This is a genomic window from Fluviirhizobium alvei (assembly GCF_030551875.1).
GTDB lineage: Bacteria > Pseudomonadota > Alphaproteobacteria > Rhizobiales > Rhizobiaceae > Rhizobium_E > Rhizobium_E alvei.
On sequence record NZ_JAUOZU010000009.1, the window covers coordinates 198,431 to 213,787 of the forward strand.

General features: G+C 60.8%; 16 protein-coding genes. 5 read left to right on the forward strand and 11 right to left on the reverse strand.

Features of this window, described 5'->3' with window-relative positions; all coding sequences use genetic code 11:
* Positions 1–35: 35 nt before the first annotated feature.
* The 3 genes from Q4481_RS14680 (at position 36) to Q4481_RS14690 (ending at position 968) form a co-directional block, all read left to right on the forward strand.
* Positions 36–323 carry a hypothetical protein gene (locus tag Q4481_RS14680; protein ID WP_304377142.1) on the forward strand — a complete coding sequence of 96 codons (288 nt, stop codon included), beginning with the start codon at positions 36–38 and terminating at the stop codon, positions 321–323.
* Positions 324–369: 46 nt separating this feature from the next.
* On the forward strand, positions 370–621 hold the full coding sequence (locus Q4481_RS14685) for a YMGG-like glycine zipper-containing protein (protein WP_304377143.1): 252 nt from the start codon (positions 370–372) through the stop codon (positions 619–621).
* A 152-nt stretch (positions 622–773) separates the two neighbouring features.
* Positions 774–968 carry a CsbD family protein gene (locus Q4481_RS14690; protein ID WP_304377144.1) on the forward strand — a complete coding sequence of 65 codons (195 nt, stop codon included), beginning with the start codon at positions 774–776 and terminating at the stop codon, positions 966–968.
* 211 nt (positions 969–1,179) lie between these two features.
* Here Q4481_RS14690 and Q4481_RS14695 read toward each other — a convergent pair whose 3' ends face one another.
* The 10 genes from Q4481_RS14695 to Q4481_RS14740 form a co-directional block, all read right to left on the reverse strand.
* A complete protein-coding gene (locus Q4481_RS14695) occupies positions 1,180–2,679 on the reverse strand; it encodes an amidohydrolase family protein (protein ID WP_304377145.1) in 1,500 nt (499 codons plus the stop codon).
* Positions 2,676–3,614 carry a nucleoside hydrolase gene (locus tag Q4481_RS14700; protein WP_304377146.1) on the reverse strand — a complete coding sequence of 313 codons (939 nt, stop codon included), beginning with the start codon at positions 3,612–3,614 and terminating at the stop codon, positions 2,676–2,678. Before Q4481_RS14700 ends, Q4481_RS14695 begins: the two co-directional genes overlap by 4 nt.
* Positions 3,611–4,042: a VOC family protein gene (locus Q4481_RS14705; RefSeq protein WP_304377147.1), complete on the reverse strand. Its 432-nt coding sequence runs from the start codon at positions 4,040–4,042 to the stop codon at positions 3,611–3,613. Before Q4481_RS14705 ends, Q4481_RS14700 begins: the two co-directional genes overlap by 4 nt.
* Positions 4,043–4,054: 12 nt before the next feature.
* Positions 4,055–4,948, reverse strand: coding sequence for an ABC transporter permease (locus tag Q4481_RS14710; RefSeq protein ID WP_304377148.1), 894 nt, complete (start codon positions 4,946–4,948; stop codon positions 4,055–4,057).
* A complete protein-coding gene (locus tag Q4481_RS14715) occupies positions 4,945–5,982 on the reverse strand; it encodes an ABC transporter permease (RefSeq protein WP_304377149.1) in 1,038 nt (345 codons plus the stop codon). Before Q4481_RS14715 ends, Q4481_RS14710 begins: the two co-directional genes overlap by 4 nt.
* A complete protein-coding gene (locus Q4481_RS14720; protein ID WP_304377150.1) occupies positions 5,979–7,577 on the reverse strand; it encodes an ABC transporter ATP-binding protein in 1,599 nt (532 codons plus the stop codon). The genes Q4481_RS14715 and Q4481_RS14720 overlap by 4 nt, the downstream gene beginning before the upstream one ends.
* 104 nt (positions 7,578–7,681) lie before the next feature.
* Positions 7,682–8,704 carry a BMP family ABC transporter substrate-binding protein gene (locus Q4481_RS14725; protein WP_354542258.1) on the reverse strand — a complete coding sequence of 341 codons (1,023 nt, stop codon included), beginning with the start codon at positions 8,702–8,704 and terminating at the stop codon, positions 7,682–7,684.
* Between the two features lie 119 nt (positions 8,705–8,823).
* Positions 8,824–9,144 carry an NIPSNAP family protein gene (locus Q4481_RS14730; RefSeq protein ID WP_304377152.1) on the reverse strand — a complete coding sequence of 107 codons (321 nt, stop codon included), beginning with the start codon at positions 9,142–9,144 and terminating at the stop codon, positions 8,824–8,826.
* A 12-nt stretch (positions 9,145–9,156) separates the two neighbouring features.
* Complete coding sequence (locus Q4481_RS14735) at positions 9,157–10,779, reverse strand: GMC family oxidoreductase (RefSeq protein WP_304377153.1); 1,623 nt, start codon at positions 10,777–10,779, stop codon at positions 9,157–9,159.
* A gap of 3 nt (positions 10,780–10,782) precedes the next feature.
* Complete coding sequence (locus Q4481_RS14740) at positions 10,783–11,610, reverse strand: uracil-DNA glycosylase family protein (protein WP_354542259.1); 828 nt, start codon at positions 11,608–11,610, stop codon at positions 10,783–10,785.
* Between the two features lie 255 nt (positions 11,611–11,865).
* Between Q4481_RS14740 and Q4481_RS14745 the strand changes: the two genes are divergently transcribed.
* Positions 11,866–12,498, forward strand: a complete 633-nt coding sequence (locus Q4481_RS14745) for a TetR family transcriptional regulator C-terminal domain-containing protein (RefSeq protein ID WP_304377155.1) — start codon at positions 11,866–11,868, stop codon at positions 12,496–12,498.
* 302 nt (positions 12,499–12,800) lie between these two features.
* On the opposite strand, the gene Q4481_RS14750 is transcribed toward Q4481_RS14745, so the two are convergent.
* Positions 12,801–13,874, reverse strand: a complete 1,074-nt coding sequence (locus Q4481_RS14750) for a GlxA family transcriptional regulator (RefSeq protein ID WP_304377156.1) — start codon at positions 13,872–13,874, stop codon at positions 12,801–12,803.
* A gap of 120 nt (positions 13,875–13,994) precedes the next feature.
* Between Q4481_RS14750 and Q4481_RS14755 the strand changes: the two genes are divergently transcribed.
* Positions 13,995–15,356, forward strand: coding sequence for a calcium-binding protein (locus Q4481_RS14755; protein ID WP_304377157.1), 1,362 nt, complete (start codon positions 13,995–13,997; stop codon positions 15,354–15,356).
* Position 15,357: the final 1 nt, after the last annotated feature.

Below are 15,357 nucleotides of genomic sequence, written 5' to 3' on the forward strand. Positions count from 1 at the left end.
ACAGACAGGAAAACCGGCAAGAAAGGGAGCCGATCATGTCGATTGCTCTGGGCTTTATGGTTCTGATTTCCTGCTCCGATGATCTCGGCCGCTGCCAGGCCGAACCGTTGACGAGCCCCTATTTCGCCTCCAAGCAGGAATGCGACGAGGCACTGGAAGACAATATGCTGAATGTAGGCGCACCGCAGATTTTTGGTGCCTGCCTCAAGGTCGCAGACCGGTCGGTGACGATGTCGGATCTGACCTGGCGGATCGATAGCCAGGGCGATTTGGTGGTGGTTCCGAACCATACACGCGGATCGATGCTGGTCGCTTCGCGCTAAACAAGTCTATTCGGGCAATCCCGCCCTTCCAATCCATAGGTTCACCATGAACAAGATCCTCGTCATCGGGGCGATGTCGCTCGCCCTCGCAAGCTGCACCACTACCGAACGCAATGCCGTCGTCGGCGGCGTGACAGGCGCAACCGTGGGCGCCGTTGTCAGCGGCAAACCGGGCGGCGTGCTCGCCGGTGCAGCCATCGGTGCCACCGCTGGCGTGCTGCTCGGAAAGGCGTCCAAGCCGGATCATTGTCGTTATCGCGATCGCCGCGGCCGCGTCTATATCGCCCGCTGCCCGTAACAGGCAGGCCAACGGTTTCATCCCGCCGCTCCAGTCGGACCGGTGGTCCCATCGGCCGGTCCTCAACCATGGACCTGCCATCACCGCTGTCGCCCCTCCAGGAAGGCAGCAACTCGCCGGTCAAGGCCGGCTCATCAGCAAGGAGAAATGCCATGTCCTCGACCACCGACAAGATCAAGGGTTACGCCAACGAAGCCGCCGGCAAGGCCAAGCAGGTTGCCGGCGATGTGATGGACAAGCCGAGCCTCGTCATCGAAGGCAAGATCCAGGAACGCAAGGGCGAAGCCCAGCAGGCGATCGGCGAAGGCAAGGATGCGCTGAAGAAGGCGATCGACCGCGCCGGCTAACCGCCCATCCTGCTCTTGGAACCCGCGCTTCGGCGCGGGTTTTGCCGTTTCGGCGGGAGATTTGGCGGAGGCAACGCCTCGTCCATCCGGTTGAGGCCAGATTGATCTGCAATGGATTTGTCTCTCGACAGACGATGTTTTCAGCGCGGCAGGACTTCGCGGTCATTTGTGGTCCGGGCGGTCACTGGACCGCAAAAATACGACCGCAAAATCATCCGTGATATCGATTGAGCCCAATATCCATTTCTGTCGACCGACGATGGATTTCCGCCATGGTCGGCTCGAAGGCCTTGTTGCGGCGTTCGAGTTCCGCATGTTCGGCGAGATAGGCGGGCATCAGTTCCGCCAGCTCATCGAAGATGGCCTCTTCATCGACCGTCGTGAGTCGGCCGTCCTGCATGACGACGCGACCGGCCACCATCACCATTTCCACTGACGAGCCATTTTCGGCATAGACCAGATGCTTGGCCACATCGTTCAGTGGCAGAAAAGGATAGGTGCGCAGGTTGAGGATCAGCAGATCCGCCGCCTTACCGACTTCGAGCGAGCCGGTAACATGTTCCAGCATCGCGGTTCGGGCGCCGCCGATTGTGGCCATTGTCAGCACTTCCTCGGCGCGCAGCCACTGGTCATAATCGGGGCCAGCCGCGCTATGGACTAGGCCTGCCACGCGCATGACATCGAAGATGCGGGACGTGTCGTTGGATGAGACGCCATCGGTACCGAGCCCGATCGTAACGCCTGCATCGAGCAGACGACGGACCGGGGCGATACCCGCGCCCAGCTTGAGGTTGGAGATGGCATTGTGCGCCACCGAGACGCCCGCTTCCCCCATCATCCGCATGTCGTCATCGCTGACCCAGACAGAATGGGCGATGGTCGTGTTGCGCCGGAGCAAACCGAGATCGTGCATATAGGCGATCAGCGTCTTGCCATAGAGAAGCGGACCGGTGACGGCCTGCGTTTTGGTCTCAAGAATATGGGTGTGGAAGGGCACGCCCTTTTCTACCGCCAGGTCCATGCAGGCCAGCATGAGATCGGGCGCGCAGCGCTGTGGTGCTGAAGGCGCGATCATGAAATTCAGCCGGCTCGATTTGCCATGCAGGCTGGCAAAGGCAGAGCGGCAATAATCCATATAGGCATTCGCCGTGATTGGCGGGCCGAAATCCAGCAGGGCCTTGAGATCATCGGGCATGACCTCGCGCGCGAAGGGCAGCGCATCGAGCGTGTGAATGTTCATCACCGCGCTGGAGACATTGGCGCGGATACCCGCATCGTCATAGGCCCGGAACACGGTCGAAAGCCGGTCGAGATCGTGGCGAGGCGGATCGAAGAAGTCGTCGCAGAAGGTGGTGACACCGTTCCGCAGCGATTCCATCGCCAATAACAGGCTGCGCAGATAGAGCAGCCGCTCACCGACGGGATCGTTCATCAGCAGCGGATAGGCGTAGAGCAGCCAGATTTCGAGCGGCATGCGCTCGTAGCGCCCGCGATAGAAGGTCTCGCTCGAATGGGTGTGGGAGTTGACCAGACCCGGCATGACCAGTTTGCCACGACCATCGATGATCTTCGTATCCGGTTCGGCCGTCAGTGCAGCTCCGATGGCCTTGATGCTGGCGCCGTCGATCAGGATATCGCCGGTGAAGGGGCGGGCGCCATGGACCTTGTCCATGGCAACGATCGTCGCATTGCGGATCAATGTCTGGCTCATGGCAGGTTCCCCAGTGATCGGATGAGCAGGTCGTAGTAGGCGACCGGATCGCCGTCCCTGACATAGAAGACGTTTTTCGGCCGGTCGGTGATCTGCCACCAGTCGGCCACCGTCATGCCGGCGGTCAGCGTGCCAGCCAGTTCCACCGATACATTGATCTGGCGGCCGTGAAAGATCTCGGGTGCCAGCATGAAGGCGGGCACGCAGGGGCCATGCAGCGGAGCGCCGTCCCAGCCATATTTCTTGAGGTCGAAGGCTTCGGAAAATTCGAGCATCTCGGCGGTAGCGATACCGCAGCGATTGCCGAGCGCCCGCATGGCGCCCAGCCGTTCGGGCGTCGAGCGCATCTGGTGCGTCACATCGAGCGGCAGAAGCGTCGTGTGGATGCCGGCCTTGAGCACGATATCGGCGGCTTCGGGATCAACATAGCAGTTGAACTCGGCGGTGGGCGTAATGTTGCCGACCTCGAAATAGGCGCCTAGCATGGCCACCACTTCATGGATCTTGCCGGCAATGTCGGGCGCCTTGCGCAGCGCCATGGCGAGATTGGTGACCGGCGACAGCGAGCAGATGGTAACTTCGCCGGGATGGGCGCGGACCGTATCGATGATGAAATCGACGCCATGCTGTTCCTGCACTTGGATGGACGGCGCCGGCAGGTCGGGTCCATCGAGGCCGGTCGGGCCATGCACATGTTCGGCCATGACCAGCGGGCGGATGATGGGATGCGAGCAGCCGGCAAAGACCGGAATATCAGGCCTGCCGGCCAGTTCCATCAGTTTCAGGCAATTGGCAATCGTATGATCGAGATGGATATTGCCGGCGGTGGCGACAAGGCCGAGCACCTCGAAGGCATCGGGATTGCCGAGGATCATCAGGATCGCGGCGGCCTGATCCTGCCCGGGATCGGTGAGAATGATCAGCTTGCGGCTCATGCCGAACCCTCCAGCTTACCCGGGGCGCCGCCATCCTGCCAGGCATAGAGTTCCCATGTTTCGCCATCGGGGCCATAGAAATAGGCGCAATAGGCGTTCCACGGATAGGTCGCGGGCGGGCTGACGAAGCTGACGCCGGCAGCCGTGAGTTCCGCATAGGCTTCATCGAGGATGGCGGTGCTGTCGAGCTTGACGGCGATCAGCACGGCCGAGGAGGAGCCCGGCCTGACCTGCACATTGGCATGTTTGGCGATATGATCGCGCTCCCAGAGCGCCAGCGTCAGGCCCGCGCCGGTGAAGTCTGCAAATCCCGGTGCGCGGTGTTTGAGCTTGAAGCCGAGCTTGTCGGTATAGAAGCGGATCGAGGCCTCGATATCGGTCACGAGGACGCAGACATCCTGGATCGGATGGACTTGGGCGAATGCCATTGTAGGCCTTTCCTATTGATCCTTGAGTTCGGCGAATGTGCCCGCAGCCTTGGTGCCGCCGCGCAGCTTGCCGGAAAGCCAGACGCCGAAGATGGTGGCGAGATAGGGCAGGGCCTGCAGCAGATCGTGCGGAACCTTGTCGCCGAACATCAGCTGGGCCCGGATGCCGAGCGCGCCGACCACGGCAAAGAAAAGCGCCGCAAAGGTGGAGCCGATCGGATGCGCTGCCCCGAAGATGACGGCGGCGAAAGCCATGAAACCGCGACCGGCCGTCATGCCCTGGGCAAAGAACTGCAGGCTGCCGCCGGCCAGTTCCGCGCCGCCGATGGCGCAGAGCACGCCGCCGATCATCAGCGCAATCAGCCGCATGCGGGTGGGATTGGCGCCGACGCTGCGCGCAGCGAAGGGATGTTCGCCGGAGGCCGCCAGTTGCAATCCGAAGCGGGTACGGCGCAACAGCAGCCACATGCCGAAGACCACGAAGGGCATGGCGACGACGAAGATCGACAGCACGCCGTAGGAGCCGAAGGCGGGCCCAAGCTTCGGCACGCCAAAGGGGGCGCTGACGGTGGCCTGGCTCCCGAAGATCGCCTCGACCGCGAGTGCCGTGCCGCCAATGCCGAGGCCGGTCAGGCCCAGACCGGCAATGATCGGGTTTGCCTTCAGCTTTTCGATGACGAACCAGAGCAGGATCGAGGCGAGCACGCACATGACCATCGCAATCAGGATCGCAAGCGTGAAGGAATTGGTCACCATGATGCCGAGGATGGTGGCGCAGGCGCCGATGATCATCAACCCTTCGAGGCCGAGGTTCCACACCCCGGCGCGCTGGGCAATTACGCCTGCAAGTGTCACATAGATCAGCGGCGTGCCGGACCGGAGAATGGCAATGATGATCTCATTCATGGCGAACGCCTCCCGAACCGCAGGAACTTGTCGACGAAGCTGGAGCGCGCGGTGATGAACAGCGCGATCGCGGCATTGATGATGTCGATAGCCGCCGCCGGCAGGCCGGCCATGATCGGCAGGTAAAGCGCAGCCGATGCCAGCCCGCCGAAGAACAGGGCCGCAACCGCCGTGCCGACAACGGAAAGGTTGGCGACCAGCGCAATCAGGATGGCGGTGAAGCCGTGGGTGGGCAGGAAGCCTGAGGCGATGCGGCCATTCGGTCCCATCAGTTCGATGGTGCCGGCAAGACCGGCGAGCGCTCCGGAAATGATGAAGCTCGACAGGCCAAGCTGCCAGAGCCTCGCACCCTGCCATTGCACCATCGTGCCGTTGCGGCCGGCAAGGCTCGCAAGAACGCCGAAGGCCGTACGATTGACAAGCAGCCACATCAGAATGCCGACCACGATGGCGATGGCAATGATGGTGGGTGACAGGCCGAGCGAATTGGAAATCCGGTAGGCGGCATCCAGTGGCCGGCTCGACGCCTGCTGGCCGGAGCCGGACGGGTCCTTGAGCGGGCCGGAAGTGACATAGACAAGCAACAGACCGGCAAGGAAATTGCCCATCAGGGTAGTGATGACTTCATCGGTGCCGGACTTGAGCTTGAGCAGACCTGGCCACAGTGCCCAGAGCGCGCCACCCAACATGCCTGCGGCAAGGCAGGCGGGCACGACCAGAAGGGCAGGGCTACCCTTCAACCATTCGGCCGCAAAGGCCGCAAAGATCGCGCCGACATAGAACTGGCCCTGCGCGCCGATATTGAAGAAGCCGGCGCGGAACGAAATGCCAACGCCCACAGCGGTGATGAAGAGCGGCAGCGCCCAGCGCAGGCTCTGTTCGATAGCGCCGGGGCGCAGGAAGGCGCCATCAGCAACCGAACCAAGCATCAGCGGCGCATTGTAACCGGCCAACTGGAAAACCAGGGCACAGAGCACGAGCGCGAAGACAACGAAGACCAGGCTGCGGGCTATGGAAACGATCCGGTCTCTCATGGCCGTGCCTCTGGCTGTTTTTGTTCTGCGCTGGTGACGCGGATGCCCGTCATGGCAGAGCCGACCTCCGAGATGTAATAGGGTGGCTTGAATTCGCCGGCGATGCGGCCTGACAGCATCACGACGACCCGATCGGATATGTCGAAGATTTCATCAAGATCAGAGGAGATCAGCAGAATGGCCGCACCCCGGTCCCGCGCCGCGCGCAGCGACTGCCAGACAAAGGCCGTGGCGCCGATATCGAGCCCGCGCGTGGGTTGGGCCGCGATGATGAGTTTTGCGTCGCTGTCGACCTCGCGGGCCAGAATGACCTTCTGCGCATTGCCGCCGGAAAGCGAACCGGCCTTCTGGACCGAGGAGTGATAATGCACGCTCCAGTTCTTGAGCGACGCATCGCATTCCGACCGGATGGACGACGGGCTGACAAGCTTGAGCAGCGGCCCTTGCAGCAGGGAACGCGCACTCCAGTTTTCCCAGAGCGAACTGGTCAGGCTGAGGCCCTCGACATTGCGCTCGAAGGGGATGATGCGCAGACCCAGCGCCCGGCGCGCGGCCAGCGGCAGGGCGGTGACATCCTGCCCTGCAAAGCGCACCGAGCCGTCGGATAGCTCTGCCAGATCGGCAATCGCGCGGACCAAAGTCTTCTGCCCATTGCCCTCGACGCCGGCCACGCCGACAATTTCGCCGGGACGTATGAGGAGATCGATAGCATCAAGTGCCGCACCCTCGCTGTCGGCCTTGGTGGAGACATTGGCGAGCGCCAGTACGGGTTCGGCAGCAACGGTCGTCTTGGCGTGGTCTTCCGCATGGACGGAACCTGCACCCAGCAGCGCGTCGCGATCGTCGCGGCTCAAGCTCCTGGCGCTTTCGCCGACGATCAGCGATGCCAGCCGGTCGGCTGAAATGTCGGCACAGGCCAGCGGACCTTCGATGAGCCGGCCGCCGCGCAGAACGGTGACGGTGTCGGCAATGCCGAGCACTTCGCGGATCTTGTGCAGAATGAGAATGACAGTGACGCCGCGCTCCTTGAGCCGGCGGACGCGGGCAAACAGCATGTCGATGCCCGAGGGCGAAAGGACGGCCGTGGGTTCGTCCAGGATCAACACCCGCGCATCGGTCACCAGCGCGCGGGCAATTTCTATGCCCTGCTGGGTTTCGATCGGCAGGTCGCGGATTGCCTTGTTGAGATCGACCTCGACATCGAGGCTCTTCAGATGGCTGGCCCACTTTTCGACCAGGCCACGGCGCGAGAAGATGCCGCCCTTGCCGGTGGCGCCGAATTCCATGGCTTCGGCCACGGTAAAGGATGGTGGCAGGGCAAAGCTCTGATGTACGAGTTCGACACCCGCGGCGCGGCTGTCATTGACATGGCCGGTGCGGATGGCACGGCCGGAAATCTCGACAGCGCCCTGGCTTGGCTGGACGAGGCCGGAGGCGACACGCGCAAACGTGGTCTTGCCCGCGCCATTCTGGCCGACGACGGCGTGAATGAGCCCCGGCGCAAAGGATACGGAAACATCGGCGAGCGCCACGACCTCGCCATAACGAACCGTCACGTCGCGGCAGGCGAGTGCGGCCTGTGTTTGACTGGACATCAATTCTTCCCCAGCATCAATGAGGTGGGCTCGCGGCCTTGAACAGGGCTAGTGACAGGGCCGCGAACCGCCGACAATCCCCCCGGAAGGGCGGATTGAAGCCGTTAGAGTTGGGTATTGAAGGGAACCTTGATCGAACCGTCAAGAATACCCTTCTTGGCTGCTTCGATATCGGCCCAGACTTCCTTGGTCTTGGCGGAAAGCTCGGCCGGACCCTTCTCCGCGAAGACCGGCGAGGCGACGAAATCAATGACGCCGGTGCCGAGGCCGGTATTGAAGTGACCGCCCTTCCAGTCGGCAGCAAGCGCCTTGCTGACTTCGTTATAGAGCGATTGGCCGAAATCGAGTGCCACGATCGCGATCACCGAGCCGGGGCCGAGCTTGTACTGGGCTGGCGAGATGGCAGAGACCATGCGGCCTTCCTTCTCGTTGGCTGCAGCGATGATGCCGCCATCGGTGGCTGCCGAGTCGGTCTGGATATAATCGATGCCGTCATTATACATCTGGGTGGCGATTTCCTGGCCCTTTGCCGGGTCCTGGAACGAGCCTGCGAAGGCGGCGGTGACGGTGGCATTCGGATTGACCGACTGCGCGCCGGCTTTCAGCGCGTTGAAATCAGCATTGAGCGGGGGCAGCGAAACGCCGCCGATATAGCCGATCTTGCCGGACTTCGAGACCTTGGCCGCGAAGATACCCGACAGATAGCAGCCGAGATAGTAATCGTAAGAAACGGTGACGACATTGGGGAGCGAGGGTTCGATCGGATCGCCGAACAGCTGGATCCACTTGGTGTTCGGGTAGGAGGGGGCAAGCGCCTTGAAGGGCTCCGCCACTTCATTGAAGGTCGAAACGATAATCGCGGCACCCGCATCGCCCAGCGTCCGGAACACGGTCTCATAGGTGGCCGGATCCTGCGCATAGACGGTGCGGTATTCGAAGCCCTGTTCGCCGGCGAGTTGCTTGAGCTTTTCGATCATTGAATCGACGGGGCCATTGTCGCCCGCGGCCTGCGTATGCACCAGCGCCACCAGCCCGCCAGCAGCCATTGCGAGGCTCGGCATGAGGTTGGCGGTTAGGCCGAGGGCGGCGGCACCTGCACTGATCTGCAGGAAGGAGCGGCGGTCCATAGCCTGGATGGAAGTCTTCCCAGTCTTGTTCTTAGTCATGTCAGTTCCCTTTTTTGTGGTTGAGTCTGGTATGCTTGCGTCAGTCCCGCGATGGCTGGCCATCGCGTTCTGTAGGCGCCTCACAGCGGTGGCGATGAGGAAGTCGGGTTCATGATCATCACTTCCTGCTTCTGGATCGCATCGAGCGCCCAGACTTCGGAAATGAATTTCTGCCAGTCGGGATCGGCATACATGGCGTTGCGCCGGGCCTCGCGGTCAGCGAGATTGTCATAGGCCCACATCAGCACGGTCGTGTGCAGAGTGCCGAGTTCGGCAACGTAGAGGCCGACAAAGGTGTTGAGGTGGCGCTTCTGCACCGGCAGGCCGTCGGTCTGGTATTTCGTTACCCATTTGTCGACCGTGCCGGGCTTGAAGGTGTAGGTGCGGTGTTCAAGGATCATGGCTTCGCCTCCTCAGGCGCTCAGGATGAATTCGGCGCATTTCTCGCCGATCATGATGGCAGGTGCATTGGTGTTGCCGCTGGAAATGATCGGCATGATCGAGGCATCGGCGATACGCAGACCTTCGATGCCGTGCACCTTCAGCTTCGCATCCACCACCGCCATTGGATCGGTGCCCATCTTGGCGGTGCCGACGGGATGGAAGGTGGTCATGGCCGTGGCGCGCAGCCACTTGGTCAGATCCTCATCGCTGACCGAGGCCGGGCCGGGCGCCAGTTCCTTGCCACGATAGCGCTCGAACGCCTTCTGGCCGATGATGTCGCGGGTCAGGCGAATGCCCGAAATCATGGTGCGGATGTCAAAATCCGATTGCAGATAGTTGGCCTGGATCTTCGGCTTGTCGGTCGGGTTCTTCGACCGAAGCGTGATTTCGCCCCGGCTGGCCGGATTGACCGGGCCGACGCGCAGGGTAAAGCCGTGGTTGGCCTCCACCGCCTCCTTCTTGAACGGATTGGGGAAATGCAGATTGGCGGTCTTTTCCAGCGCCGGCATGAAATGCAGCTGGATATCGGGGGCCACCAGCCCGTCATGAGAGCGAATGAAGGCGCCGGCTTCATAGGGGAAAGTGGTGGTGATGCCTTCGCCGAACAGCATGCCCTGGGCCACGGCCGGAATGAGCTTGTCAGCGCGCAGCTCGCCATAGAGCGTGATCGGCTCGCGGCATTCCCAGCTCATGACGCAATCGACATGGTCCTGAAGGTTCTTGCCGACACCGGGCAGGTCGTGGATCGGGTTGATGCCGATGGCCCTGAGTTCGTCGGCCGGGCCGATGCCGGACAGAAGCAGCGCCTTGGGCGAATTGACGACACCCGCCGACAGAATGATATCGCGGCCGGCACGCGCGACGGCGAGTGTGCCGTTGCGAAGATATTCGACGCCAACCGCCCTGTTGCCTTCGAGGATCAGCCGTGTCGTTTCGGCGCCGGTGATGATGGTCAGGTTGGGCCGGTCCATGGCCGGGCGAAGAAATGCCCATGAGGTCGACCAGCGCTTGCCCTTGCGGATGGTGAAATCGTAGCGGCCGAAGCCTTCCTGCGAGGCGCCGTTGAAATCGTCGTTCATGGGATAGCCTGCCTGCTGGCCGGCCTCGACGAAAACATCCATCAGCGGATTGTGGCCGCGCGCGCGGCAGACGGTGAGTTCGCCCTCGGCATTGTGGAAGTCGTCCTTGCGCTGGATATGGGCTTCCGAGCGGCGGAAGGCCGGCAGCACTTCGTCATAGGACCAGCCCGGCAGGCCGAGTTGCGACCAGCGGTCATAATCATGGCGGTTGCCGCGCACATAAATCATGCCGTTGATGGTCGAGGTCCCGCCCAGCACCTTGCCGCGGGGCCAGTAAAGCGAACGGCCGTTGAGGTAGGGCTCCGGCTCGGTGTGATAGTGCCAGTTATAGATGCCCGAGTGAAACAGCTTGCCCATCAGCATCGGCAGGCGAAAGAGCGGGTTGCGATCCTTGCCGCCGGCTTCGAGCAGCAGCACCCTGTTGGCGGGATTCTTGCTGAGCCGGTTGGCCAGCACACAGCCGGCAGACCCCGCGCCGACGATGATGAAATCAAATTCCGGTGTTGCGCTCATGGCTTACCATGCGATGGGCCGAGCGCCCATCGCCTCCAGATAGGAATTGCAAACTGTGAAGGGATTGGGCTGGCCCAGCACCCTGTCGGCGAAGGCCGGATGATCGCGCTGCACGCGCGCCACATGGCCGTGATGGCCCTCGGCAATGCCGGCCGCAGTGAAAAGCGCATCGGCGGCACCGCCGAAGCCCAGAAAAACGATCGGCGTGCCGCGTGCGGCGAGCCTTTCGATCACGCGCAACATCAGGGGGCGCCAGAAGGGCAGGTGCCCGCGCGACTGGTGCGGGTCGATGTCAACTCTGAAGCGGGACAGCGTCAGCGATGCGTTAAGCAGCAGTACGCCTTCGCCAGCCCAGCGGTCTCCGATGTCGGAAGGCGCTTCGAAACCGCCGGACGGGTCTGTCAGCATCGCGCGCACGTCCGGCCATCTGTCGAAACTCGAAGCGAGCGCCTCGTTGCCGGTGCGTGCGGCGGCAATCAGCTGCATATAGGCGCGCACGCTTCTGGAGAACATTTTGTCGAGTTCGGACCATGAGGCGAGGTTGCCCGCTTCAAAGGCGCGGCCGGTGGCGAAACCGGGTTCGGGATAGGGATCCTGGCCGAGGATCATGCAGCGGACGCCCTCGGGCATGATGCCGTCGAAGGCCGCAAGCGCATGCGCACCCTTTGGCTGGCCGGGAAAATGCCTGCCGCGGCGAACCGGAAAGATCGGCTCCCAGGCTTCGAAATCAAGCGAGGGATCGATGCTGTCGAAATGGTCGCCGATGGGGCCGAGTGCGGTCCGCCAGGCTTCCGGGAGGTCCATCTCCCAGCCTGCAAGCGTCTCCGCCATGGCCTCTCGCAACGTCGTCGGCATTTGCCACCCCTCTTTCGCTTGATGGTGAGACTAGACAAAAGTTGACCAAAGTGTCAACTTTACAAAAAGCAAAAAATGACGGATTCGTCAAAAATAATTGACCAATCCGTCAGCTTTCTGCGAGATGTGTCGGCGCTTGCATTTTCGCTGAAAAAGCGGCAACTGCAGGGATAGGCGCGTCACCACGCAGGATTGCGAAAAGACAAAAGCGGCGACAGGGAGCGATACCGCATGGCAAAGGCAAGAGATCAGGAAGAGCGCATCAGCGAGCGCAACAGACGGATCATCCTCAAGGCCGGGATCGAGATTTTCGCCCGCAAGGGTTTCGACGGCACGCGCATTGCTGAGATCGCCGAAGCTTCGGGCCTGCCCAAGGCCAATGTCTATTATTACTTCTCCTCCAAGGAGGAGATCTACCGCGCCATTATCGAGCATCTGATAACCGGCTGGGACAATGCGCTGAAATTCATTTCACCCGAGCGCGAACCGGCAGAAGCCTTCCGCCTCTATATCAAGGCCAAGCTCGACTATGCCCGCAAGAATGGTGCGGAATCACGTCTCTTCGCCAGCGAGATCATTCAAGGTGCTCGGTTCTTGACTAAAAAGGACCGTGACCACATGCGTCGGGTGACCGATCGCCATGTCACTGTCGTCGATGGCTGGATCGCTTCAGGCAAGTTATTGCCCGTTGATGCACGGCATCTCTTCATCATGCTTTGGGCATCGACGCAGTTTTATGCGGAATTCGAGCCTGTTGCCGCCGATGGATTGGGCAAGTCACGCCTCAAGGTTGACGATTATGAGGCGGCGGCGACCGCAATCAGCGAGACCATTTTGCGTGGAATTCTGCCAGCAGCTGGATGATGCCAAAGGGCCTGTCGGCTTTTTTGCCATAGTGAGGCGCTTGTTGAGATGGGGCTGACCGATGACTGGCAGCACATGATTGACCGCATCGCGGTTCGGGGCGACTTCCTGCGCGATGAACTGCTAACCCACTGGACCAAACCTGTCACCCCGCTAAAGGTGATCGTGTCCCGGTGCGTGGTGTAGCAGGGGATCGACGGTCACCAGCGTATTTCCGGTAGGGTCGGGTTGTTGAAGACCAACCTGATGGAAAGACCAACGATGGCCGACCATACGCCGGAAGCGCCCGATTTCTCTAGGATCTATTTTAGGGAACGCTGAAAACCCTTCACTTCGGTGCGATAGAGCCAGGCCTCGTCATAGCTGATATGGCCCGGCGTTTCATGTTCCGCAGCCGTTGTTTCTGTGGCGCGGAAGCGGAGGCGATATTGGTTAGGGGTGATACCGAGCCGGCTCATGAATACTTTGCGCAGATTGGTCTCGGTTCCCAATCCCGAAAGGGTTGCGACCTCTTTCTGCTCGCGATCGGTGTCTTCGAGCAAGCTGCAGGCGTGGCGAAGCCGCGTTTCTGCGACGAACTTCCCGAGCGTCATGCCGGTCTGTTCCTTGAAGACGCGCAGCAGACTGCGCGAACTCATTGCAGCCCTTGCTGCCATTGTCTCCACGCGAAGATCGGCCTGGGGATTGTCGATGATCCACTGTTGCAGTCGGCCAATGGCTGGCAGATCTGAAAACTGCGCCTTCAGATGCATGCTGAACTGCGACTGGCCGCCAGACCGCCTGAGATAAAGAACCATATGTCGGGCGACCTCCATGGCGAGAGTGCGACCGCAATCTTCTTCGATCAGGGCCAGGGCCAGATCCATGCCCGACGTCATGCCACCCGATGACCAGACCTTACCGCTGCGCACATAGATCGCATCATGATCGACATCAACATCGGGATGCAGCCGCGCCAGTTGATCGGTGAACAGCCAATGGGTGGCGAGCTTGCCCTGGTCAGCAGCACCGAGCGCTGCCAGAACAAAGGCGCCGTTACAGATCGAGCCAATTCGCGCTACACGGTCTGCGCGGCTGCGCAACCATGCGATCACGTTGCTATCCTTCGAAAGGGAGAAGGCTGCCGGCCCTCCCGGAATCAGTAAGGTATCGACGTCATCGGGCAAAGTATCGAAACTGTGGTTCGGCTGCAGCGTCAGCCAGGAACCCGCGGCTGCCACCGGCGCGCCATCGGAGGTAAACGTGTTCAACGCGTAGACCACATTGCCCGAAACATAATTGGCAAGTCCGAAGCACTCCATCGGTCCCGCGACATCGCTTGCCGACACCCCCGGATAGAGCAACATGGCGACGGAATGCTGAATAGGTGTCTTCATGACATCTCCTGGCTGCTTGTCGATCCGGTTAAATACGATTTGCGTACCCTGCGATAGATACTAGGAGCTTTCGCGCCGATCCTGCCAATCTTCGCAACAATCCCGCCAAACTGCCTGGCCATGACGGCGCACGGCTTTCAGCCAGGACCGCTTGGGCCTAGGATTCTCCCGAACATAAATCAGGTCAGCAGCAGAAGGACGCTAGGCGGCAAGCTCGACTTGGGTGCCGCACGTGCGCTGACAGACCATGGGGACGTCATGAAGAAATACGCACTCAACAGCAATTTTGCCAACCAGTTCAATATTGGCGAATCCGGCGCCCAATGGACACTCGCCAAAGGGGTGACGTTTTCGGCCGGCAGCGGATTTTACGGCATTTACGAATCAAGCGGTTTTCAGAACAACATCTTTGTGATCAAAGGCCTGGTGACGAGCGCCACGCAAACGGGCGGCGGCATTTATCTCGGCGGCACGGGCGATGTTGTGAGCATTGCCAGCAGCGGCACCGTCAAGGGCTCGGTCAGCATTTCGCTGCAGGGAGATGACCAGACAATCAACAATGCCGGCCTGTTGAACGGCCAGATTTCGCTGGGCTCCGGCCATTACGAGATCCACAATACCGGTACGATCAAATCAAGCTTCGCAGGGGTGATCTGGAGCGGCAACAATGTCGACTTCCACAATGACGGCGTCATCAAGGCCGCATCGACCGCGGTTTTGCTGACCAATGTCACGACCGAGATCTCTCTCGGCGACAACAGCATCATCGCCGGCAAATACGGAATCAGCCGGCAAAACGACGTCGGTCTGGATTCCACGACCATCAACAACGGCTCCCTGACCGGCACGACATTTTCCTTCAGCGGCGACGCCGGGGATGAGAAGCTGATCAATCACGGCAAGATATCGGGAAACATCAGTCTCTATGACGGTGATGATGTGTTCGACAACCGTGGAGGCGTTTTTGCTGGCGAGGTGCGGGGCGGGGACGGCGACGACACATTCTATGTGAACAGCCAGAAAATCACTATCGCCGAATACATAAACGCCGGCGACGATATCGACAAGGTCTACGCAAACGTCAGCTACGCGCTCACCACATCCTATGGCGTGGAGAAACTCTTTCTGCTGGGGAGCAACAATATCAACGGCACGGGCGACAACACCGACAATGCTATCGTTGGAAACAGCGGTAAAAACCGCCTGTCCGGCCTTCATGGCGACGATGTGTTGACCGGCAAAGGCGGGGCGGACGAATTTGTGTTCGCCGATAACTTTGGCGATGACACTGTCACCGATTTCAGGAACGGCGTCGACAAGATCGACCTGTCAGATTGTTCCGACTTCAGCACCTTCAAAGCCCTCAAGGCCGGCCATCTGACATTCGAGAGTGGCGGCGCCCTGATTTCCAATGGCGATGACACGCTGTTTGTTGCGCATCTCACCAAAGCGCAGCTCGATGCGTCCGACTTTATCTTTTAAG

Excerpts from the sequence above, each read along its gene's own strand:
- Q4481_RS14730 (WP_304377152.1), bottom strand. The coding sequence starts at position 9,144 with ATGATCCTTGAACACCGCACCTACACCTTCAAGCCCGGCACGGTCGAC.
- Q4481_RS14690 (WP_304377144.1), top strand. The coding sequence starts at position 774 with ATGTCCTCGACCACCGACAAGATCAAGGGTTACGCCAACGAAGCCGCC.
- Q4481_RS14735 (WP_304377153.1), bottom strand. The coding sequence starts at position 10,779 with ATGAGCGCAACACCGGAATTTGATTTCATCATCGTCGGCGCGGGGTCT.
- Q4481_RS14715 (WP_304377149.1), bottom strand. The coding sequence starts at position 5,982 with ATGAGAGACCGGATCGTTTCCATAGCCCGCAGCCTGGTCTTCGTTGTC.
- Q4481_RS14710 (WP_304377148.1), bottom strand. The coding sequence starts at position 4,948 with ATGAATGAGATCATCATTGCCATTCTCCGGTCCGGCACGCCGCTGATC.
- Q4481_RS14680 (WP_304377142.1), top strand. The coding sequence starts at position 36 with ATGTCGATTGCTCTGGGCTTTATGGTTCTGATTTCCTGCTCCGATGAT.
- Q4481_RS14700 (WP_304377146.1), bottom strand. The coding sequence starts at position 3,614 with ATGAGCCGCAAGCTGATCATTCTCACCGATCCCGGGCAGGATCAGGCC.
- Q4481_RS14720 (WP_304377150.1), bottom strand. The coding sequence starts at position 7,577 with ATGTCCAGTCAAACACAGGCCGCACTCGCCTGCCGCGACGTGACGGTT.
- Q4481_RS14745 (WP_304377155.1), top strand. The coding sequence starts at position 11,866 with ATGGCAAAGGCAAGAGATCAGGAAGAGCGCATCAGCGAGCGCAACAGA.
- Q4481_RS14750 (WP_304377156.1), bottom strand. The coding sequence starts at position 13,874 with ATGAAGACACCTATTCAGCATTCCGTCGCCATGTTGCTCTATCCGGGG.
- Q4481_RS14725 (WP_354542258.1), bottom strand. The coding sequence starts at position 8,704 with ATGGACCGCCGCTCCTTCCTGCAGATCAGTGCAGGTGCCGCCGCCCTC.
- Q4481_RS14705 (WP_304377147.1), bottom strand. The coding sequence starts at position 4,042 with ATGGCATTCGCCCAAGTCCATCCGATCCAGGATGTCTGCGTCCTCGTG.
- Q4481_RS14685 (WP_304377143.1), top strand. The coding sequence starts at position 370 with ATGAACAAGATCCTCGTCATCGGGGCGATGTCGCTCGCCCTCGCAAGC.
- Q4481_RS14755 (WP_304377157.1), top strand. The coding sequence starts at position 13,995 with ATGACGGCGCACGGCTTTCAGCCAGGACCGCTTGGGCCTAGGATTCTC.
- Q4481_RS14740 (WP_354542259.1), bottom strand. The coding sequence starts at position 11,610 with ATGGCGGAGACGCTTGCAGGCTGGGAGATGGACCTCCCGGAAGCCTGG.
- Q4481_RS14695 (WP_304377145.1), bottom strand. The coding sequence starts at position 2,679 with ATGAGCCAGACATTGATCCGCAATGCGACGATCGTTGCCATGGACAAG.